Annotated in this window: 14 protein-coding genes; 9 read left to right on the forward strand and 5 right to left on the reverse strand. The window is 73.9% G+C overall.

Going from position 1 to position 22314, the window contains the following annotated elements:
- Positions 1-2: 2 nt before the first annotated feature.
- Genes JOF41_RS13455 through JOF41_RS13480 form a run of 6 tightly spaced genes read left to right on the forward strand, consistent with a single transcriptional unit; the run spans position 3 to position 11072 of the window.
- Positions 3-335, forward strand: a complete 333-nt coding sequence (locus tag JOF41_RS13455; protein WP_189223447.1) for a hypothetical protein — start codon at positions 3-5, stop codon at positions 333-335.
- Complete coding sequence (locus tag JOF41_RS13460) at positions 332-703, forward strand: GPW/gp25 family protein (RefSeq protein WP_189223446.1); 372 nt, start codon at positions 332-334, stop codon at positions 701-703. Before JOF41_RS13455 ends, JOF41_RS13460 begins: the two co-directional genes overlap by 4 nt.
- A complete protein-coding gene (locus JOF41_RS13465) occupies positions 700-3843 on the forward strand; it encodes a putative baseplate assembly protein (RefSeq protein WP_209619153.1) in 3144 nt (1047 codons plus the stop codon). The genes JOF41_RS13460 and JOF41_RS13465 overlap by 4 nt, the downstream gene beginning before the upstream one ends.
- A complete protein-coding gene (locus tag JOF41_RS13470; RefSeq protein ID WP_209619155.1) occupies positions 3840-7625 on the forward strand; it encodes a putative baseplate assembly protein in 3786 nt (1261 codons plus the stop codon). Before JOF41_RS13465 ends, JOF41_RS13470 begins: the two co-directional genes overlap by 4 nt.
- Positions 7622-9733: a hypothetical protein gene (locus JOF41_RS13475; RefSeq protein ID WP_209619158.1), complete on the forward strand. Its 2112-nt coding sequence runs from the start codon at positions 7622-7624 to the stop codon at positions 9731-9733. The genes JOF41_RS13470 and JOF41_RS13475 overlap by 4 nt, the downstream gene beginning before the upstream one ends.
- A 13-nt stretch (positions 9734-9746) precedes the next feature.
- A complete protein-coding gene (locus JOF41_RS13480) occupies positions 9747-11072 on the forward strand; it encodes a DUF6519 domain-containing protein (RefSeq protein WP_209619161.1) in 1326 nt (441 codons plus the stop codon).
- Between the two features lie 20 nt (positions 11073-11092).
- Here JOF41_RS13480 and JOF41_RS13485 read toward each other — a convergent pair whose 3' ends face one another.
- The gene (locus JOF41_RS13485; protein WP_189223441.1) at positions 11093-12052 is read right to left on the reverse strand and encodes an ankyrin repeat domain-containing protein; all 960 of its coding nucleotides are present in this window, start codon (positions 12050-12052) and stop codon (positions 11093-11095) included.
- 181 nt (positions 12053-12233) lie between these two features.
- Here JOF41_RS13485 and JOF41_RS13490 point away from each other — a divergent pair, with 181 nt between their 5' ends.
- Complete coding sequence (locus JOF41_RS13490; RefSeq protein WP_209619164.1) at positions 12234-12632, forward strand: FAD-dependent monooxygenase; 399 nt, start codon at positions 12234-12236, stop codon at positions 12630-12632.
- On the forward strand, positions 12632-14164 hold the full coding sequence (locus tag JOF41_RS13495; protein ID WP_209619167.1) for a hypothetical protein: 1533 nt from the start codon (positions 12632-12634) through the stop codon (positions 14162-14164). The genes JOF41_RS13490 and JOF41_RS13495 overlap by 1 nt, the downstream gene beginning before the upstream one ends.
- On the opposite strand, the gene JOF41_RS13500 is transcribed toward JOF41_RS13495, so the two are convergent.
- Both JOF41_RS13500 and JOF41_RS13505 read right to left on the reverse strand, forming a co-directional pair.
- On the reverse strand, positions 14145-14297 hold the full coding sequence (locus JOF41_RS13500; protein WP_189223438.1) for a hypothetical protein: 153 nt from the start codon (positions 14295-14297) through the stop codon (positions 14145-14147). The genes JOF41_RS13495 and JOF41_RS13500 overlap by 20 nt on opposite strands.
- Positions 14298-14321: 24 nt before the next feature.
- A complete protein-coding gene (locus JOF41_RS13505; RefSeq protein ID WP_189223437.1) occupies positions 14322-14648 on the reverse strand; it encodes a hypothetical protein in 327 nt (108 codons plus the stop codon).
- Positions 14649-15005: 357 nt separating this feature from the next.
- Here JOF41_RS13505 and JOF41_RS13510 point away from each other — a divergent pair, with 357 nt between their 5' ends.
- A complete protein-coding gene (locus tag JOF41_RS13510; RefSeq protein ID WP_189223436.1) occupies positions 15006-15191 on the forward strand; it encodes a hypothetical protein in 186 nt (61 codons plus the stop codon).
- A 130-nt stretch (positions 15192-15321) separates the two neighbouring features.
- Here the strand turns inward: JOF41_RS13510 and JOF41_RS13515 are convergent, their stop codons facing one another.
- Both JOF41_RS13515 and JOF41_RS13520 read right to left on the reverse strand, forming a co-directional pair.
- Entirely contained in the window at positions 15322-17724 is a 2403-nt protein-coding gene (locus tag JOF41_RS13515; RefSeq protein ID WP_209619170.1) for a SpoIIE family protein phosphatase, read from the reverse strand.
- 3 nt (positions 17725-17727) lie between these two features.
- Positions 17728-22275, reverse strand: a complete 4548-nt coding sequence (locus JOF41_RS13520; RefSeq protein WP_307867708.1) for a hybrid sensor histidine kinase/response regulator — start codon at positions 22273-22275, stop codon at positions 17728-17730.
- Between the last annotated feature and the right edge of the window lie 39 nt (positions 22276-22314).

The following is a 22314-nucleotide window of genomic DNA, read 5'->3' on the forward strand; positions in this document are numbered from 1 at the left end:
CGATGTCGGGAAACTTGTTGCACGTCAACGCGACGGTGGTGTGCCCGCACGGCGGGCAGGCCACGCTGCTGCCCGCGCGGACGCGGGTGCGGGTCAGCGGCCAGCCGGTGGCCACGCTGGCCGACACCTACACGATCGCGGGCTGCTCCTTCACCGTCAGCGGCAAACCCCAGCCGTGCGTGACGATCAAGTGGGTCACCCCGTCCTCCCGGATCACCCTGGACGGCCAGCCTGCCCTGCTGCAGGGGTCGGTCGGCCTGTGCCAGAGCGCTGAACAGGTCCCGCAGGGGCCGCCGAACGTCGTCGTGGTGCAACAGAGAGCGGTGGGACGATGACCCGCACCGACATAGCCTTCCCCTTCCGGGTCGACGGCCGCGGGCGCACCGCCGACCGCGGCTACGACGACCACGTCCGCGACATGGTGGAGCAGTTGCTGTTCACCAGCCCCGGTGAGCGGGTGATGCGGCCGGACTTCGGCTGCGGCCTGCTCGACCTGGTCTTCGCGCCCAACAGCCCGGAGTTCGCCTCCGCGCTGCGGCTGTCCATCCAGGCAGGCTTGCAGCGCTGGCTGGGTGACGTGATCGACGTGGAGGCGCTGGAGGTCACCAGCGAGGACAGCACGCTGCGCGTGCACCTGGTCTACGTCGTGCGGCCCACCGGAACGCGGCGCACCGACACGTTCGAGAGGAGCGGCGACCGATGACGCAGGACTGCCGCACCGACCGCAGGCGGGCGCGGGTGCGCGCCAAGCACCGCAACGGCGTCGACGGGGTGGAGGTCTCCGACGACGGGCGCACCCTCACCGTCACGTTCCTGGGCCGCGCGCCGCGCGACCTCGGCCCGGAGAACATCCGCATCGACGGTGGCCGCCGCGTCCGGGGCATCGTGGCGGTCTCGGTCCGGCTGGAGGACGAGGAAGACCCGGAGTTGGACGACCGCGTGCGCGTGGAGGTCGACCGGCCCGGCGACAGCTCGACCTACCGGCTGTCCGTCGTCCGCTCCGACGGGCACGGCTTCCCCGGCACCGAGCCCTACCCCGGTTTCGACCCGCGCTACGCGGGCGCGGACTTCGACTTCCGCCGCATGTGCCCGACGGAGCTGGACTGCGTGCCCGACGAACCGCCGCCACCGGCGCCGGGGCCGCAGCAGGTGGTCAACTACACCGCGCGCGACTACGCCTCGCTGCGCGGGCTCCTGCTGGACCGGCTGACGCTGACCGCGCCGCGCTGGGTCGAGCGGCACGCCCCGGACCTGGGCGTCACCGTGGTCGAACTGCTGGCCTACGTGGGCGACCGGCTCAGCTACCAGCAGGACGCCATCGCCACCGAGGCGTACCTGGACACCGCGCGCAGGCGCGTCTCGGTGCGCCGCCACGCGCGGCTGGTCGACTACGCGATGCACGACGGCTGCAACGCCCGAACGTTCGTGGCGCTGGAGGTGTGTCGCGAGGCGACGTTGCGGGCGGGCGACTTCCGCTTCCTCGCGGTGGACCTCAGCCACGTGGACCCGTTGCGCCGCCCCGAGCTGGGGCCGGTGGTGTCCGAGGACGTGGTGGCCGAACTGCCGACCTCGGCGACGTGGGAGTTCTTCGAACCGGTCGACCCCGGTGACCTGTCGGTCCTGCCCGCCCACAACGAGATCCGGTTCTGGACGTGGGGCGACGAGGAGTGCCGCCTGCCCAAGGGCGCCACGGCCGCGACCCTGCGCGACGAGTGGCTGCACCACGACAGCGACGCCGACAGCGACAGCGACAGCGAGGCGCGAAGCGGTGGCCACCACCCAGGGCGGCGCGCGTTGCGCTTGCGACCGGGCGACGTGCTGATCATCGAGGAGCGGGTCGGCCCGGACAGCGGCGCGCCCGCCGACGCCGATCCCGCGCACCGGCAGGCGGTGCGGCTGGTCAGCGTGACCCCTGGGGTCGACGACCTCTACGACCAGCCGGTCGTCGAGGTCACCTGGGACGTCGAGGACGCGCTGGCCTTCAGCGCCTGCCTGTCCTCGCGCGGCGGGCAGGACTGCTGCCCCATCCCGGACGTGAGCGTGGCGCGCGGCAACGTGGTGCTGGTCGACCACGGGCGCAGCCTCGACGCGTGCGGCGGGCCGGTGGAGGTGATCACCGTGCCGCCCGCGCCGGTCGTGCCGCCGACCTGCGACCCGCCGGAGTTCGGTTGCGGCGGCGACGACGCGGTGGACCCGATCGTCGCGTTCGTCCAGGACCTGGTCGGCCGCACCGGCGACCGGCAGCCGCTGACCCCCGAGCACGTGCACGACCTGGTGCGGCTGCTGGGCGAGAGCACCACCGACCGCGCGGGGCTGGTGCTGGACCTGGACGGCGAGCGGGAGGTGGTGGTGCCGGACACCGCCGAGGAGCAGCACGCCGCGCTGCGGGCCCTGCTGGCGCAGATCACCTACCCCGCCGTGCGCCCGCGCTTCCGGCCGGTGCTGGAGCGGGCACCGGTGACGCAGCGGGCGCCCTTCCCGCTGCCCGCGCACGTCGCCGCGGCGCAGGCGCGGCTGCTGGCGACCATCCCGGGGCGGGTGCGGGCCTGGCTGGAGGAGCTGTGGCGGCAGGCGCGCGGCGGCAGGCGGCCGAGCCGGGAGCAGGTCGCCGCGCTGACGGTGCTGTTCGGCCAGCGGGTGCTGACCGAGCTGCGGCTGGGCGAGCGGCCCGAGCGGGCGCTGCGCGAGCTGCTGGCCCGGCGCGCCGAGCTGCTGGCCGCCAAGACGCGGCGGCTGGAGGTGCTGCGCACCCGCGCGCTGGCGGGCGGTGTGCTCGACGACGGGATCGCCTGGGAGCTGGAGCACACCTGGGGCGAGGACTACGCGGCGGGGCTGTCGCCGGGCAGCGCGGCGCTGCGCGGTCCGGCGAGGGCGGCGCTGGTCACCGACCCGCGCACGGCCCTGCCGTCGGTGGTCCTCCGCGGTGACGCCGAGTGGACCCCCCGGCGCGACCTGCTCGACAGCGGGCCGCGCGACCGGCACTTCGTCGGCGAGGTCGAGGAGTCCGGGCGGCTGGCGCTGCGCTTCGGCGACGGCGGGCACGGCGCCGCTCCCCCGCCGGGCGGGCGGCTGGAGGTCCGCTACCGGGTCGGCAACGGCCTCGCGGGCAACGTCGGCGCCGAGGCGGTCAACCACCTGGTGCTGTGCCGCGGTGACCAGCACAACGCGGTGGAGCGGGTGCGCAACCCGCTCGCGGCGGTCGGCGGGGTGGAGCCGGAGACGCTGGACCAGGTGCGCCAGCTCGCGCCGCTGGCGCTGCGCCGGGAGCTGCTGCGCGCGGTCACCGCCGAGGACTACGCGGCGCTGGCGGCGCGGGTGCCCGGCGTGCAGCGGGCCGCCGCGCGGCTGCGGTGGACCGGTGCCGGGCGGGAGGTCCAGGTCGCCGTCGACCCCGTGGGCCGCGCCGAGCCGGACGCCGCGCTGCTGGACACCGTGGCGCGGGCGCTGGCGCGGGTGCGGCGGATCGGCCACCAGGTCAGCGTCGGCCCCGCGGTGCTGGTGCCGCTGGAGGTCGGCGTCGCGGTGTGCGTGGCCGAGGGCTACCAGCGCGGTCACGTGCTGGCGGCGCTGCGGGCCGCGCTGGGCGGGCGTGGTTTCTTCCGCCCCGACGCGCTGACCTTCGGCGAGCCGGTGCGGGTGAGCGCGCTGGTCGCCGCCGCGGCCGCGGTGCCCGGTGTGGTCACCGCCCGCGTGACGGTGCTGCGCAGGCAGTTCGGCCAGGACGAGGGCGCGCTGGAGGCCGGGCTGCTGCGCCTGGGCCCGCTGGAGGTCGCCCAGCTGGACAACGACCCCGACCACCCGGAGAACGGCCGGTTGGACATCGTGCTGGGAGGTGGGCGATGAGCGGCTGCGGATGCCAGGACTGCCGCGCGGCGGCGTCGGCGCGGACCCCGGTGGAGGTGTTCACCCCGCCCGCGCAGGCCGCGCTGGCGCACCGGGTGGGCACGCACGCGGAGTTCATGGCCACCATGCTGGCCCGGCTGTCCAGCCCCGGCTACCGGCCGCTGAACGCGCTGACCACGCGCGCGCTCGACGACCCGGCGATCGGACTGCTGGACGCCTCGGCGGTGCTGGCCGACCTGCTCACCTTCTACACCGAGCGGATCGCCGACGAGGGCTACCTGCGCACCGCGACCGAGCAGCGGTCGCTGGAGCTGCTGGGCAGGCTGGTCGGTCACCTGCCGCGCCCCGGCGTGGCGGCGGGCACCTACCTGGCCTACACCGTCGACGCCGATCCGACTCCCGGCCGCGACCTGGAGGCCCGCATCCCGCGCGGGGCCCGCGCCCAGAGCGTGCCCGGCCCCGGCGAGGAGCCGCAGGCGTTCGAGAGCGTCGAGGACCTCCTCGCCCGGCACTCCTGGAACGAGCTGCGAGTGCGCACCCGCAGGCCCTACCAGCTGACCAAGGACGACCTGGCGGACCGGCGGGCGGTCCAGCTCAAGGGCGTGACCACCAACCTGCGGCCCGGTGACCGCCTGCTGTTCGTCTTCGGCAGCGAGGCGGGCAGCCAGGTGCTGGAGGACGTGGCCGAGGTGGCGGTCGACCGGGAGAGCGACACCACCACGGTCGGCAAACCCGCGCCCGCGCTGACCAACCTCGCCGAGCTGCGCGCCGACCTGCGGAAGTGGCTGGACGAGCTGCTGGCCAACCCCGGCGACGTGGTGCGGCGCAGCGTGATCCTGCGGCGTTTCGTGGACGGCGTGCTGCAACCCCTGCGCGCGGACCTCGGCGCCACCCCGGAGGACCCCGGCGCGCTGCCCACCCCCACCCGCTACGCCGCCAGGTTGGCCGAGGTGCTGGAGCGGTTGGCCGAGGCGCTGGCCGTGGCCGAGCACTACGCGCACGTGCGCAAGTGGCTGGAGGACGTGCGGGCGAAGGTCGTCGACCAGCACGACAAGGCCCGCATGCTGGAACCGCCGCAGCCGGAGAAGGAGGAGACCAGCCTCTACCGGGCGCTGTCGCTGGGCACGACGCCCCCGTCGGGCAGTGCCGCGCTGCTGGGGCTCGGGGCGCTGCTGGGCGCGCTGCGCACCCCGCCCAGCCGCTCCCCCGGCAGCTCCCGCAAGCTGCGCCGGGACGTCGGCCAGCTGTACGGGTCCGGCTCCGACCTGGCCGCGCAGCTGCTCTCCGCGCTGGACCCGAGGCTCGCGGACGACCTCTACACCGCCTGGCGGCGGGTGGACCTGGCCGCGCCGCTGGCGTTGCAAGAGCTGTTGGCGATGCGGCAGGTGGCCACGCCCTTCGCCGCCACCGCGCCGCTGAGGACCGAGCCCGTGGAGAACCCGCAGAGCGGCCAACCCACCACCCGGCAGGTGGAGTGGAACCTCGACGTCCCGCAGACCTTCACCGCCACCGTCTTCTACGACGAGGCACCGGGGGAAGAGGAACCGGAGGCCGAGGAGCCCAAGCCCAAGGACACCCCGTCCTCGGCCGAGCTGGTCTTCCAGCTGGACGCCAACGCGTGGCGCGACGGCATCGACGACCTGTCGGTGGAGGGGGAGCTGGACTTCGGTCCGGGGCGGGTCAGGCACAGCGTCGACGAGGACGGGGCGGTGACCCTGCAGACCGAGCCGCAGCTGCCCGAGCACCGGATCGTGCTGTCCAGGGCGAGCGCGGACGACCGGGTCACCGTCACCCTCCCGGACGACCTGCCGGACGCGGTGGTGCTGGCCGCCAACGACCGGCAGACCCGGTGGAAGTGGGACCCGACGACCGAGCGGCAGGTCCGCATCGACTTCACCCGCATCACCCCGGCGGAGGCGGGCGCGCGGCCGTCGGTCTCGGTCACCGCCTTCACCCAGGCCCGCCTGCCCTCCACCGTGCTGGCGCTGGACGCGGTGTACGAGGGGGTGGGCATCGGCAGCTGGGTGGTGGTGGAACGGCCGCGCAAGCGGTCGAGCACGCCCGGCGTCCAGGGGCTCGGCCTGGTCACCGCGAGGGTCGCCGGGGTGCGCACGATCGCCAAGCAGGGCTTCGGGATCAGCGGCAAGGTCACCGAGCTGGTGCTGGACCGGCCGTGGCTGGACGCGCTCGACACCCGGCTGTCCGACATCCGCGACACGACGATCTACCTGCGCGGCGAGCGGCTGTCGCTGGCCGAGGAGCCGATCACCGACGACGTGGCGGGCAGCGAGGTCGAGCTGGCCGAGCTGCACGACGGGTTGACGCCGGGCCGCTGGCTGGTGGTCACCGGCGAGCGCACCGACCTGCCCGGCGGGACCCCCGGCGTGCTCGGCACCGAGCTGGCCATGATCGCCTCGGTGCGGCAGGGGCACGACCGGGAGCGGCCGGGAGACAAGGTGCGCACCACGCTCACCCTGGCCGCGCCACTGGCCTACACCTACCGGCGGGAGACCGTGCGCCTGCTGGCCAACGTCGTGCGGGCCACCCACGGCGCCGGGCGCGACGAGCCCATCGGCAGCGGCGACGAGGGCCAGGCCAACCAGGAGTTCCTGCTCCGCCAGGGCCCGCTGACCTGGCTGGCCGCGGACAACCCGCGCGGCGCGGAGAGCACGCTGGAGGTGCGGGTCGACGGGGTGCGCTGGCGCGAGGTGGACAGCTTCGCCGGGCGCGGGCCGACCGAGCGGGTCTACGTGACCCGGCCCGGCGAGCAGGGCTCGCTCGTGGTGGCCTTCGGCGACGGGGTGCGCGGCGCGCGGCTGCCCACCGGAGTGGAGAACGTCCGCGCCCGCTACCGCGTGGGCCTGGGCGAGGCGGGCAACGTCGGCGCGGGCCGGATCACCCAGCTGACCACCCGGCCGCTGGGCGTGTCGGCGGTGACCAACCCGCTGCCCGCGCACGGCGGCGCGGACCGCGACGACGCGAACCTGCTGCGCCGCAACATCCCGCTCGGCGTCACCGCGTTCGACCGGCTGGTGTCGGTGCCCGACCACGAGGACTTCGCGCGGGCGCGGGCGGGCATCGGCCGGGCGTCGGCGCGGCGGCTGTTCAACGGCGTGCGGCAGGTGGTGCACCTGACCGTGGCCGGGGTGGACGACATCGCGCTGCACGACGACTCCGACATCGTGACCACGCTGCGCGCCGCGCTGGCCGCCCACGGCGACACCGGCCTGCCCGTGGAGGTCGCCGTGCGGGAGCCGGTGCTGCTGGTGGTCTCGGCCAACATCGGGGTGCGCCCGGACCACTACTGGGAGGTGGTGGAACCCGCGGTGCGCGCGGCGCTGCTGGAGCGCCTCGGCTTCCGCAACCGCGAGCTGGGCCAGCCCGCATACCTGTCGGAGGTGCTGGCCGCCGCGCAGGCGGTGCCCGGTGTGGACCACGTGGACGTGGACGTGTTCGCCGGGATTCCCGGCAGCGTCACGCCGGTGGAGCTGGACGCGCTGGCCGGGTCGCTGGGCAGGCCGCGGACCGTGGTGCCCGCGCGCGAGGCGGTGTTCGAGGAGACCCGCTACCGGGTCGCGGCGGGCGGCGAGACGCTGACCGCGGTCGCGGCCAAGCACGGCATCACGGTCGCGGAACTGGTTCGGCTCAACCCGGACATCACCACCGGCGACCTGCTGGAGAACCGCTCCGTGGTCGTCTTCCGCGGGGTTCGGCCCGCGCAGCTGGCGGTGCTGTCCCCGACCGTGCCCGACACGCTGATCCTCAAGGAGGTCCGGTCATGAGCCGCCAGCCAGACCGCCTGTTCGACCTGCTGCCCCAGTTCCACCGCAGGCGCGACGCCGAGAGCGGCGGAGCGCTGCGCGCGCTGCTGGCAGTGGTCGCCGAACAGCTCGACCTGGTCGAGAGCGACCTGGAGCAGTTGTACGACAACTGGTTCATCGAGACGTGCGCGGACTGGGCGGTGCCCTACATCGGCGACCTCGTGGGGTATCGGGCGCTGCGCGGCTACGAGGAGGCGGTGTCCGGGCGCGGGGCGGCGGCCCGGCTGCTGTCGGCCCGCTTGGCGCCGCGCGCGGACGTGGCCGCGACGGTGGCCAACCGGCGGCGCAAGGGAACGCTGCCGCTGCTGGAGGCCACCGCGCGGACCGTGGCCGAGTGGCCCGCGCGGGCGGTGGAGTTCGGGCCGCTGCTGTCGGGGTCGCAGCCGGTGCGGCTCTACCCCGGCAGGCCGGAGCGCGCCACCGCGCGGCACCTGGCCGCCCCGGCCCGCACGGTCGACCTGCGCCGCGGCGCGGAGCTGGACCTGGTCGACTCGGCGTTCGACGAGTTCGCCCACACGGCGAGCCGGACCCGCACGCCCGCGAGCGCGGGGCTGTTCGTGTGGCGGCTCAAGCCGCACTCGATCACCAAGGCGCCCGCGTACTGCGTCGACCGGGCGCGCAGCCTCTACACCTTCTCCATCCTGGGCAACGACACCCCGCTGATGACCAAACCGGTCCCCGAGCCCTCGGCCGACCACATCGCCACACCCGCCAACGTGCCCGGCTTCATCCGCCGCCGGGCGCTGCGCGACCGGCTCGCCGACCACTACGGGCCGGGCAAGAGCTTCCAGATCTGGCGCGACGGCGAGAACCGGCCGGTGCCGCCGGGCGACATCGTGGTGGCCGACCTGTCCCGCTGGCGGTACCGGGCGCAGCGCGGGCAGGTCGTGGTGGACCCGGTGCTGGGGCGGATCGCGTTCGGCACGCGGACCGCGCCCAAGCGCGGCGTGTGGGTGAGCTACCACCACGGTTTCAGCGACGACACCGGCGGCGGCGAGTACCCGCGCGAACGGCCCGTGCGCCCCGGCGCGAAGCTCTACCGGGTCGGGCCCGACGAGGACGACTCGGAGATCATGGACGCCTACCGCCGCTGGCGGCGGGAGAAGGCCTCCGGCGACGCGCCCGCGGACGCGGTCATCGAGATCACCCGGAGCCTGGCCTACCAGGAGCAGATCGAGTTCGCGCTCGACCGCGGCGACCGGCTGGAGGTCCGCGCGGCCGAAGGCGCGCGGCCGGTGATCCGGCTGCTGGACTGGTACAGCAACCGGCCGGACGCGCTGATCATCCGGGCCAGGGGCCGCGAAGACGGCGACTGCGACGACTGCGGCAGGCCGGGACCGCCGCGCGTGGTGCTGGACGGCCTGCTGGTGACCGGCCGTGGGGTGCACGTCAGCGGACCGGTGGGGCAGGTCGTCATCCGGCACAGCACGCTGGTCCCCGGCTGGACGCTGGAGCCGGAGTGCCACCCGGTGCAGCCCGAGGAACCCAGCCTGGTGCTGGAGGACACCACCGCGTGCGTGCAGGTGGAGCGCAGCATCATGGGCACGATCCTGGTGCAGGGCAACGAGGTGCGCACCGAACCGCTGGAGATCCACGTCGCCGACAGCGTCCTGGACGCCACCGGTCGCGACCGCGAGGCCCTGTCCGGCCCGGACTGCTCGCACGCGCACGCCGTGCTCTCCTTGCACCGCACCACGGTCATCGGCGAGGTCTACGCGCACGCCATCCGGATCGCCGAGAACAGCATCCTCGACGGCTTCGTGCACGTGGCCAGGCGCGGCATCGGGTGCCTGCGCTTCTGCTACGTGACGGCGGGATCGCGCACGCCGCGGCGATACCGCTGCGAATCGGCGCACCGGCCGCGCTTCACCAGCACCCGGTACGGCACGCCCGGCTACGCCCAGCTCGCCCCCGGCTGCCCGCCCGAGATCGCCCGCGGCGCCGAGGACGGTGCCGAGCTGGGCGCCTTCCACGACCTGTTCCAGCCGCAGCGGGAGGACAACCTCCGGGCCCGACTGGAGGAGTTCCTCCCCGCCGGCACGGCCGCCGGCGTCGTCTTCGTCTCCTGAAGGGAAAGGCCCCATGCACGGCGACTTCTCCAAGCTGGGCTTCCGGCCCGACCGGCGCTACTCCGCGGTGCTGGCGCAGCAGGGCCGGGTCCAACTCGACTCCGACGCCAACGAGCAGGTGCTGCTCGACCTGCACCGGGCGCGCACCCTGGCGGCCGACCTGATCGGCCCGCACGGCGGTCCGGTCGACGCGCTCGGGTTCGGCGTCGAGTACCTGGCCAAGGACGGCGAACCGGCCGACCTGTCCATCTCGGCGGGCCGCTACTACGTCGACGGCATCCTGGTCGACGCCACCCGGCCCGCCTCGGGCGTCCCGGCGGACGACGACGAGCGGGCGGTGCCGACGCCGGACAACTGGACCTACTGGGACCAGCCGGACGCCTACCGCGACAAGGAGCGCCCGGAGACCGACAACCTGCCGGAGCAGCCGTTCGTGGCTTACCTGAAGGTGACCGAGCGGCTGGTCACCCACGTGCAGGACCCGGCGATCCGGGAGACGGCGCTGGGACCGTCGCTGCCGGACACCGCCGCGCGGCTGAAGGTGAGCTGGCAGGTGCTGGCGTTCCGGGGCAACCCCGAGCAGTTCGCCGAGTGGGTGGGCGGGCAGGCCTCCACGGCACGGCTGGCGGCGCGCACCGAGCGGCCCGCCAAAGCCGACGACAACCCGTGCCTGGCCGCGCCGGACGCCCGGTACCGGGGCGAGGAGAACCAGCTGTACCGGCTGGAGATCCACAGCGTGGCGCCGAAGCGGACGTTCAAGTGGTCGCGGGAGAACGGCTCGGTGGTGTTCGGCGTCGCCTCGGTGGACGGCGACTTCGTGACGCTGTCCGACGCGGGCCGCGACGGCAAGCTGGACCTCGACGTCGGCGACTGGGTGGAGCTGCTCGACGACGCCACCACGGCTCGCGGGGAGACCTCGGACCTGCTGCGGGTGGTGGACGTGGACACCGAGCGGCTGCGGGTGGAGCTGGCGGGCGAGCGCCCGCGCGGGGTGGGCGAGGTGCCGGGCAGGCACCCGCTGCTGCGCCGCTGGGACCAGCGGCCCGCCAAGCCGGTCGGCGGCGGGGTCGAACTGGTCGAGGAGCAGTGGCTGGACCTGGAGGACGGCGTGCAGGTGTGGTTCGAGAAGGGCGGCACGCCGCGGCCCGGCGACTACTGGCTGATCCCGGCGCGCACGGTCACCGGCGACGTGGAGTGGCCGCGCGACGAGCGCGGCAGGCCGCTGCTGCGCGTCCCGGACGGCGAGCTGCACCACTACGCGCCGCTCGCCGCGGTCAACCGCGGCCGGGCGCAGGACCTGCGGCGCGCGTTCGGACCGCTGGCGGCCCCGCCCGCCTGACCCGGACTCGCCCGCGAGCGCTACCAGCCACCCCGCAACGAGCGCTTGGCCGCCTCCCCCGGTCCGTACAGGTCCTCGGGGAGGCGCAGCCAGACGTCCGGTGGTCCCGCGACCGCCCTGGTGCCGGTGAGGCGCAGACCGGCGTAGGCGCACGAGTGGGCCACCGGCCGGTCCTGGTAGAGGTAGGAGGCGAGCACGTACTCGGACGGGTCGTGCTCGCTGACGCCGCCGCCGGGGTCCAGGTCCCAGTCCACCAGGACGCCGTCGCGGGCGACCGAGCCCTGGTCGCCGCTCTTGGGGTTGGCGTAGAACCCGTAGCAGGCGGTGCCCTCGGACAACGCGGTCAGCACAGCGGACATCTGCGCCGCGAAGCCCCTCGGCTGCAGGACGACGCAGCCACCGGGCACGTCGGTGGCGCCCACCACCGCCAGGTCGTCCTCGGCATCGCCGTCCGCGACCGGCACGGCCCCCAGCCGCCGCGCCGCCTCGGCCGCGTCGATGCCCGCCACGCAGGCCAGGCTCATGCCGTCGAGGTAGAAGTCCCCCAGGGCCGCGATGAGCCGGGGGGCTTCCGCCGCGGCGGCCACCTCCCGCTCGGACAGAGCCACCCCTTCCGGCGGGGCGCCGAACAGGTCGGGCTCGGGGCCCGCCAGTGCCAACCGGCCCGGCGACCAGCCCGCCATCATCGGCCGCCACGGGTCCGCGCCCGCCTCGGCCAGGACGCGGGCGTTGTCCGGTCGGTGGCTGTGGACCGCCCGCCACAGGGCGGTGCGGCCTTCCTCCTCCGCGTCCACGTCGGTCACCCGGCTCGCCAGCAGCGCGGCCACTTCCGGAGAGCCGTGCTCGGCGGCGATGTGCAGCGGTCTGCCGTAGTCGCCCCACATCGGGGCGTTCGGGTCCGCTCCCGAGTCCAGCACCGCGCGGATGTCCGCGGCTTCGGACCAGCTCTTGGACATCGGCGACGGCCATGCGGCAGCCATGGTTCTCCCCCCGGATCGGCTTGCCGGGCAGCGTAGCGCGCACTCGACACGCGGCAGGTCACCGAGCGCGGCGGGTCGCGGTGACGCGGTTCAGCGTGCGGGCTGCCAAGTCCGGGGTTCGGCTCGCGTTCGCGAGGGCCTACCCTGAACTTCGCGCAGCGGCGCGGAATTCAGGGGGATGATGGACGAGCGGACCGCGGTGGTGGTCGGCGGGGTGCTGCGGCACGAGCTGTGCGACCTGCCCACGCTGCCGTCGTGCGCGCGTGGTCGGGCGGCGCTGCTGGGCGACGCGGCGCGCGCGATGAGCCCGGCGTTGGGGCAGGGCGCGTGCCGGGCGCTGGAGGACGCGGTCACCCTGGCGGACCGTCTCGACGGCGGCCCGGTCGACGAGGCGTTGCGCCGGTACGACCGGCTGCGCAGGCCCAGGACGCGGCAGGTCGTGCGCCGGTCGGCGCGAGTGGAGGCAGTGGCGCGGTGGGCCTGGCCGCCCGCGGTGGTGCTGCGGGATTCGGTCGTCCGGTTGACACCTTCGGCGCTGGCGTCGCGGTCGATGGACCCGGTCCTGGGTTGGACGCCCTGATGCCCGACTGGACCTACCACCCGCTGCGCGGTATCGCCGCCCGGTCGCTGGGTGTGCGGCGCTCCCAACGGCTGGCGCTGCGGACGCTGGCCCGCGTCGGGTCGCTGCCCGGTGGCGGGTGGCTGGTGGCCCACGCGCTGGGGCATCGCCATCTACCGCCGCACCTGGCCGGAGCGGTGGCGGGTGTGCCGGTGCGCAGTCGGCTCGGGGCGGTCGTCCCGCCGGGCGTGGCGCGGGACGCCGTGCGGGCGCTGCCGTTGATCGGCGCCGGTGTGGTCGTCGTAGCGCCGGTCGCGGTCGACGACGTGCCGTTGGTGCGCGAGGCCGCCGCGGGCAGGCGGGTTCCGGTGATCGCGCACGCCGTGAGCGCGCAAGCGCGGGATGCCGTGGTGCCTCATGTCGATGCCGCCGTCACCGAGGGCTTGGAGCACACCAGCACGGGTTCGGTGGCGCACGCCGCCGAGGTGTTGGCCGATCCGGGGAAGTCCGTGCTGGTGACGCCCCCGGTGCTGGTGCGCGCTGGCCCCGGCTGGTTCGGCCGGGTGATCGACGCGGCCACGCCCACCGACCCCGGACCGGGTCGTCAACGCGGTTGGCCCGCGTGGTGGTGGGGTCTGCTGGTCGGACTGGGCATGATCGGCGCAGGGCTGGGCGCCGCCGCCATCACGCTCGGGCCGGTGCTGCTCTGGTACGACCGCGCTTTCCTCGGCATGGACGTCGCGCGGTTGCACGCGGTCAACCACCACTTGGTGCACTTCTTGCAGCACGACCGGATCACCATGGCGGGCACCATGGTGGCGATCGGCGCGGTTTACACCGGGCTGGCGGCGGGCGGGCTGCGCCAGGGGATGGCGTGGGCGCGGGACGCCTACCTCGTCAGCGGGTGGATCGCGTTCCCGACGCTGCTGTACTTCCTGGGTTTCGGGTTCGTCGAGCCGCTGCACACCGCGGTCGTCGTCGTGCTGTTCCCGATGTTCCTGCTCGCCACCCGCCGCCGCACCGGGCCCCGGTGGACGGTGCGCGAGGACGGGCCCGAGCACCTCCGGCACCGGGCGCTGGTCGGCCAGCTCCTGCTGGTGTGCACCGGGATCAGCCTGTTCATCGGTGGCGCTGTGGTGTCGTTCGTGGGACTGACCGGGGTTTTCGTGGACAGCGACCTGGACTTCCTGCGCGTCGGCGCGGACGCTTTCGACCAGCGACTGCTGTCGTTCATCGCCCACGACCGGGCGGGCTTCGGCGGGGCGCTGATGGCCGCCGCGGCGGCGATCACGCTGTTGAGCGCGTGGGGTTGGCGGCGCGGCGAGTCGTGGGTCTGGTGGTCGCTGGCGGTGGCCGCCGCCGCGGGGTTCCTGCCCGCCCTGCTGGTGCACGGCGTCATCGGTTACGTCGACTTCTTCCACCTGGCGCCCGTCGTCCTCGGACTCGGTCTGACCGTGACCGGCCTGGCGCTGTCCCGCTCGTACCTGTGCGGCGGCGCCGCGCGGTGCTCGCCGCGCGGCGCCGCCCACCGGGTCACAGCAACGGATCGCTGACCACCCGCAGGGTCGGGCTGCTGTCCGGCTCGACGTGGGTCACCGCGAACAGCCTGCGCCGGTCGGCCGCCTCCCCTGCCGCGAGCACCAGCGCGACCGCGCTCCCGGCGGCTCTTCGCAGTGAAACCGTCATGCCCGTTCCCCCTCACTCGGAGTGCTACGAACTGGCTTTGCGGCGTTGCTCGAACCAGGCCCACACGACGGTGATCGCCACGCCGATGGCGACCCACACCCACAGGAACGCCCACGAGCCGATGACCCGGTCCTGCTGGTCGCGCGGCACCGGGGGGCCCGCGAGCAGCATCGCCACCACCACGACCACCGCTATCGCGCCGGGCCCCCACGGCGGCAGCACCAGGGCGAACAGGATGGGCACGGTGTAGAACAGGCCGACCACCAGCGCGGAGGTCAGGTCCGCGCCCTTGGCGTAGGCGATGACGACCGCCACGGCGAACCCGGCGAGCACGGCGAGGAACTTCTTCACGTCGCGGACTCCCTTCCGTTGCGCAGGATGCCTCCGGCGGTCTCGATGCCGCCTTGCCGCCGACCTGCTCGGCCGACTCGGCGACGACGCGCCCCATCGCCTCGACGCCGCCCTCGAGGTCCTCGACCTGCTTGTGCACCTTGTCCGCGGTCTCGAAGGCGCTCTGCGAAGCCTCGCCCTGCAACGCCTTCCGCGCCTCACCCGCGAACTGCTTGACCTTCTCGCCGACCTCGCCGACCTCGCCGACCTCGCCGACCTCGTCGGCGGTGGCGCGGCCGACGTCGAACTCCACCAGCAGCCCGCCAAGGTCGGCGTCGAAGGCCAGGTCCGCCATCGGACCGTGGCCGCCGGGCATCGGTGCTGCCCCGCTACCTGGCCGACCCGGCGCTGGCGGCCGGGTCGGTGGAGCTGGTGCAGCAGGCGAGCGTGCCCCCGTTGGCCATGCTGTTCCTGGCGACTCGCTTAAGTGGGCTGGCCACCCCGCAGGTGGCACTGGCCCACCGCCACTTGCTCGACCGCGCCCGCGACTGGGGCTCGCTGTGACGGCTAGCTGTGACGCGAACCGGGCGTTCGCGATGCCGGGTAGTAGTTACCTGCCCTCCCGGAGCGACCCGGTAGTACTTGCAGGCGCTCTGGAGGGGTGACGTCCTGCGGGCGGCGGTCGGGGCTGGCCTCACAACATCTGGATGCCCAGCAGGCAGGTGTCGTCGTCGGTGTCGGCGTCGCTGTGGGTCAGCAGGTGGTCCAGCCGCTCCTCCAGCGGTCCCCACGCCCCGGCCGCCGCGCTCGACAACGCCTCGATGCAGTCGTCCAGCGGGGTGTCGCGACGCTCGACCAGGCCGTCGGTGTAGAGCAGCAGGACGTCGTCCTGCTCCAACTGCACCTGCCCCTCCTCGTAGTCGACCTCCGCCAGCGCGCCCAGCAGCACCCCGTCGAGCATCGGCAGCACGGTGGCGTGCTGCCCGCGCACCAGCACCGGCGGCAGGTGGCCCGCGCGGGCCCACCGCAGGACGCGGGTCTGCGGGTCGTACAGACCGCAGATGGCGGTGGCCAGGATGTTGTCGCTGAGGTGGTGGGCCACCACGTTGAGCCACGTCAGCAGCTGCGCGGGACCGGCACCGGTGGCGGCCAGGCCGCGCAGGGCGTTGCGCAGCACCACCATGCCGGTCGCGCCCTTGATGCCGTGCCCGGTGATGTCGCCGACGGAGACCAGGATCTGCTTGGAGGGCAGCACCACCGCGTCGTACCAGTCGCCGCCGACCAGGTGCTCCTGCTCGGCCGGGCGGTAGCGCACCGCGATGCGCAGCCCGAAGGCGTCGATGGAGGGCTGCGCGGGCGGCATGATCGCCTGCTGGAGCTGCAGCGCCAGCCGGTTGTGCTCGGCGGCCTGCTGCTCGGTGTGCGCCAGCTGGTCGCGGGTGGCCGACAGCGCCACCTCCGTCCAGTGCTGGGCCGAGACGTCCTGGTAGGCGCCGCGCACCGCGAGCAGCCTGCCTGCGGCGTCGAGCACCGGCTCGGCGATCACCCGCACGTGCCGGGTGACGCCGTCGGGCCGCTGGAGCCGGAAAGCCGCGGAGTCCGCCCGGCGGTGGTGCAGCACCGCGCGCAGGAACCGGTTGATGGCGACGGCGTCGTCGGGGTGGGCGTGCAGGGGCAGCTGCGCCAGCGGCAGCGGGTCCGCGCTCGCGGGCAACCCGTAGAGCGCGAACAGCTGGCTGTTCCAGGTGATCTCGCCGGTGGCGGTGCTCTCCTCGAACCCGCCGATGCGGCCCAGCCGCTGCGCGTGCTGCAGCAGGTTGGCCAGCCGGGCGGTCTCGTCCTGGACCCGCCACACCACCAGCACGTTGTCGCCGTGGCGGCTGATGCTCACCGCCGCCACCACGGTCAGCGGCACCTGGTCGACCAGCTCGGTCAGCGTCATCCGCTCGGCGCGGAACGGCTCGCCGGTGGCGTGCACGTGCTCGACCTTGTCGAACAGGCTGCCGTCGTCGGCGGCCATCGGGTAGACCTCCAGCACCAGCGCGCCGACGATCGCGCCGCGCGGCCTGCCCGCCAGGTCCACGAACCGGCGGTTGACGTGGTGGATGCGGAAGTCGCTCAGCTCCCCGTTGGCGTCCAGGTGGGGGCGCAGCACCAGGGCCGAGTCCAGCAGCCCGTCGGCCAGGTCCACCAGCTCGGCCAGCGCCCGGCCCGCCGGGTCGTCCTCCCCGCCGTGCGGGTCGAAGGTCTCCAGCGTGTGCGCGCACAGCTCGGCCAGCGCCTCGACCTGGCGGCGGACCGGCTGCGGCTGCGGCTCCAGCGGCTGCGGCCAGCAGATCTCCAGCACGCCCAGCACCCGACCGCCCGCGCCCGCGGGCACCGCCACCCGGCCGCCGCCCGCCAGGTCGCGGTGGGCCACCGAGGGCAGCCCGGAGCGGGCCAGGTCCTCCACCCACACCGCGCCGCGCTCCACCAGCGCCCGCCGGGCGGGCGTGACGACACCGGGCGGCACGTACCGCCACCGGGCCGCCTCCTCCGGCGTGATGCCCGCGAACCCGGCCAGGGTCAGCGACGAGTCGTTGCCCGCCGACCAGATCGCCACCGCGGTGGCGCCCAGCGGGGTCAGCGCGTGCTCCAGCAGCGACTCCGCGACGGTCTGGGTGTCGCCCGCGGCCAGCGCGCCGCTCTCCGCGGTGCGCAGCCGCACCGCGGCCGACGTCCCGTCCCCGGCTTCGGCGGGACGGTCCTCGCCCTCGCCGACGGCGTGCGCCAGGAACTGGTCCACCACCTCGGTGAACCGGTCCTGGGCTGCCTGGTTGACCAGGTCGGCGGCCAGCTCCAGCACGGTCAGACCCGCCTGCTCGGCCAGCTCGGAGAGCTGGCGGGCGGCTTGCGCGGGCCCGCAGCGCAGCCGCTCCACCAGCACGCCCTTGGCCAGCTCGACCAACGCCCGGCCGTCGGCCGCGGCGTTGGCCTCCCGCACCTGCTTGCGCAGCCGCTCGACGGTGGCGGCCAACCTGCCCAGGCCGCCCTCGCCCGCGCGGTCCGCCGTGTTCTCCGTGGCCGGGCCTGTTCCCGGCGGGTTCGGTGACGACATCGGCTACGCGTCCAACCACCGGCGCATGCACGCCAGGAGGTCGTCGGCGTCCACCGGCTTGATCACGTAGTCGTTGGCTCCCGAGGCCAGGCTCTTGTCCCGGTCGCCCGGCATCGCCTTGGCCGTGACCGCGATGATCGGCAGCCGCGCGTACTCCGGCATCGCGCGGATCGCCGCGGTGGCCGCGTAGCCGTCCATCTCCGGCATCATCACGTCCATCAGCACCAGGTCGATCTCCGGGTGCGCGGTGAGGGTTTCGATGCCCTCCCTGCCGTTCTCGGCGTGCAGCACGTTCACGCCGTGCAACTCCAGGATGCTGCTCAGCGCGAACAGGTTGCGCGCGTCGTCGTCGGCGATCAGCACGGTGCGGCCCGCCAGGGTGCGGTCCACGTGCTGCGGCGCGGGCTGGACCGCCTCCTCGTGCCGCACCAGCGGCAGCACGTCACCGGGCACCTCCGCGGTCAGGTGCAGCGCGATGCGCTCGCGCAGCTCGTCCAGGCTGGACAGCAGCTCCAGCGGCTGGGACTCGGTGCGCGACTGCAGCCGCCGCTCCTGCTCCACGTCCAGCCGCCGGTTGCTGTGCGCCAGCACGGGCACCCCGCGCAGCGCCGAGTCGCCGTCCATCGCCTCCAGGAACCGCAGGGCGGCGCCGTCGGGCATGTCCAGCTCCAGCACCACGCAGTGGCAGGCTTCGGCGGCCAGCGCCGCGGCCGCCTCCTGCGCGCCGATGGCGGTGATCACCTGCACCGGGCCGCGCGGGTCGTGGGCGTCGGACAGGTCCGCCACCGCGCTCTGCGCCACCAGCGACAGCAGGCCCTGCGGTCGCTCCTCCACCACCAGCAGCCGCCGCTGCTGGGGCGGCGTGTGCGCGGACTGCGGCGCGTCCTCCTGCCGCTGCGTCCCCCGCGCCGGGTCGGTCGTGGCCGCGGCCGGGCCTGCCACCGCGGGCGACTCCTGGAAGTCCGGGCGGGCCACCGGCAGGTACAGCGTGAAGGTGCTGCCCTGGCCCAGCGTGCTCTCCGCGGTGATCGCGCCGCCCAGCAGGTAGGCGATCTCCCGGCTGATCGACAGGCCGAGGCCGGTGCCGCCGTACTTGCGGCTGGTGGTGCCGTCGGCCTGCTGGAAGGCGCCGAAGATCGACTCCAGCTGGTGCTCGGCGATGCCGATGCCGGTGTCGGTCACCCGGAAGGCGATGGCCGCGCCGTGGTGGCGCACCGAGGAGGGCAGCTCGGCCGCGTCGGCGGGCTCGATGCGCAGCTCGACGCTGCCCGCCTCGGTGAACTTCACCGCGTTGGACAGCAGGTTGCGCAGCACCTGGCGCAGCCGCGAGTCGTCGGTGAGCAGGTCCACCGGCACACCGGGAGCGGTGGTGACCCGGAAGCCCAGGCTCTTCTGGGTGGTCATCGGCCGGAAGGTGGCCTCGACGTAGTCCAGCAGCTGGCGCAGCGGCACCCGCTCCGGGGTGATGTCCATCTTGCCCGCCTCGACCTTGGACAGGTCGAGGATGTCGTTGATCAGCTGCAGCAGGTCCGAGCCCGCCGAGTGGATGATGCCCGCGTACTCCACCTGCTTGGGGGTCAGGTTGCGGGTCGGGTTCTGCGCCAGCAGCTGGGCCAGGATGAGCAGGCTGTTGAGCGGGGTGCGCAGCTCGTGGCTCATGTTGGCCAGGAACTCCGACTTGTACTTCGAGGCCAGCGCCAGCTGCTGGGCGCGGGTCTCCAGCTCCTGGCGGGCCTGCTCGATCTCCAGGTTCTTGGCCTCGATGTCGCGGTTCTGGCTGGCCAGCAGCGCCGCCTTCTCCTCGAGCTCGGCGTTGGAGCGCTGCAGCTCCTCCTGCCGCACCTGCAGCTCGCCCGAGCGCGCCTGCAGCTCGGTGGCCAGCCGCTGGGACTCCACCAGCAGCTCGTCGGTGCGGGCGTTGGCGACGATGGTGTTGACGTTGACGCCGATGGTCTCCATCAGCTGTTCGAGGAAGTCGCGGTGGATCGGGGTGAACCGGTGCACCGAGGCCAGCTCGATCACGCCGAGCACCTGCTCCTCGACCACGATCGGCAGCACCACCAGGTTGACCGGCGCGGTGCGGCCGAGGCCGGAGGTGATGGTGACGTAGTCGGCGGGCACGTCGTCCACGGCGATGGTGCGGCGGCTGCGGGCGGCCTGGCCGACCAGCGAGCGGCCGAACCCGAAGCGCTCGGGCCGGTCGGCGTCCTGGGGGCTGCCGTAGGAGCCGATCAGCCGCAGCTCGGGGGTCTGCGCGGTGTCGTCGGCCAGGTAGAACGCGCCGTACTGGGCGGAGACCAGCGGGGTCAGCTCGTCCATGATCAGCTCGGCGACCACGGACAGGTCGCGGCGGCCCTGCATCAGGCCGGAGATGCGGGCCAGGTTGGACTTGAGCCAGTCCTGGTCCTGGTTGGCCTTGGTGGTCTCGCGCAGCGATTCCACCATCGAGTTGATGTTGTCCTTGAGCTCGGCGACCTCGCCGGAGGCCTCCACGGTGATGGAGCGGGTCAGGTCGCCCTCGGCGACCGCGCTGGTGACCTCGGCGATGGCGCGCACCTGGCGGGTCAGGTTGCCCGCCAGCTCGTTGACGTTCTCGGTCAGCCGCTTCCAGGTGCCCGACACGCCCTCGACCTCGGCCTGGCCGCCCAGCCGCCCCTCGCTGCCCACCTCGCGCGCCACGCGGGTGACCTCCGCGGCGAACGCCGAGAGCTGGTCGACCATGGTGTTGATGGTGGTCTTGAGCTCCAGGATCTCGCCGCGCGCGTCCACGTCGATCTTGCGGGTCAGGTCGCCCTGCGCCACGGCGGTGGTGACCTGGGCGATGTTGCGCACCTGGTTGGTCAGGTTGTTCGCCATCGAGTTGACGTTGTCGGTCAGGTCCTTCCACGTGCCCGCCACGTTCGGCACGCGCGCCTGGCCGCCCAGGATGCCCTCGGTGCCCACCTCGCGGGCCACGCGGGTGACCTCGTCGGCGAACGCCGACAGGGTGTCCACCATGGTGTTGATCACACCCGCGAGCGCGGCGACCTCGCCCTTGGCCTCGACGGTGATCTTCTGCGACAGGTCGCCGCGCGCCACCGCCGTCGCCACCTGCGCGATGGAGCGCACCTGGCTGGTCAGGTTGGACGCCATGACGTTGACGTTGTCGGTCAGGTCCTTCCACGTGCCCGACACGCCGCGCACGGTGGCCTGGCCGCCCAGGTTGCCCTCGGTGCCCACCTCGCGGGACACGCGGGTGACCTCGTCGGCGAAGGCGGAGAGCTGGTCGACCATCGTGTTGATGGTCTCCTTCAGCTCCAGGATCTCACCGCGCGCGTCGACCCGGATCTTCTGGCTCAAATCGCCCCGCGCCACGGCGGTGGTCACCTGGGCGATGGAGCGCACCTGCGCGGTGAGGTTGTCGGCCATGACGTTGACCGACTCGGTGAGGTCCTTCCAGGTGCCGGAGACGCCCTTGACGTCCGCCTGACCACCCAGCCTGCCCTCCGTGCCCACCTCGCGGGACACGCGCGTGACCTCGTCGGCGAACGACGACAGCTGATCCACCATCGTGTTGATGGTGTTCTTCAACTCCAAGATCTCACCACGAGCGGTGACCGTGATCTTCTGACTCAGATCACCCCGCGCCACCGCGGTGGCCACCTGGGCGATGGAGCGCACCTGCGCGGTCAGGTTGCCCGCCATGAAGTTCACCGAGTCGGTCAGGTCGCGCCACATGCCGGAGACGCCCTTGACGTCCGCCTGACCACCCAGCGCGCCTTCCGTGCCCACCTCGCGCGAGACACGGGTCACCTCGTCGGCGAACGACGACAGCTGATCCACCATCGTGTTGATGGTGTTCTTCAACTCCAAGATCTCACCACGAGCGGTGACCGTGATCTTCTGACTCAGATCACCCCGCGCCACGGCGGTGGTCACCTGGGCGATGTTGCGCACCTGGTCGGTGAGGTTGCCCGCCATGAAGTTCACCGAGTCGGTCAGGTCGCGCCAGACGCCGCCAACGCCGGGCACCTGCGCCTGGCCACCCAGCCGCCCCTCGCTGCCCACCTCGCGCGCCACGCGCGTCACCTCGTCGGCGAAGGAGGACAGCTGGTCGACCATCGTGTTGACGGTCTCCTTCAGCTCCAGGATCTCGCCGCGCGCGTCCACGTCGATCTTCTGCGACAGGTCGCCGCGGGCCACCGCCGTGGCCACCTGGGCGATGTCGCGCACCTGGCTGGTCAGGTTGCCCGCCATGGCGTTGACCGAGTCGGTCAGGTCGGCCCAGGTGCCGGACACGCCGGGCACCTCGGCCTGGCCGCCCAGCCGCCCCTCGGTGCCCACCTCGCGCGCCACGCGGGTGACCTCGGAGGTGAACAGCGACAGCTGGTCCACCATGCCGTTGAACACGGTCGCGATCTCGCCGAGCAGGCCATCGGCGTCATCGGGCAGCCGGGTGCCGAAGTCGCCGTCGCGCACCGCGGTCAGCCCGGCCAGCAGCTGCCTCAGCTCCGGCTGGTCCACCGCCGCCGCTCTGCCCCGTCCCACCCGACGATCGGCTTCCACCGTCACGTCGCCCACGTCACCCTCGTTCCGCTTGTCGCGCGATCG

Source organism: Saccharothrix coeruleofusca, assembly GCF_017876325.1.
Classification (GTDB): Bacteria; Actinomycetota; Actinomycetes; order Mycobacteriales; family Pseudonocardiaceae; genus Actinosynnema; species Actinosynnema coeruleofuscum.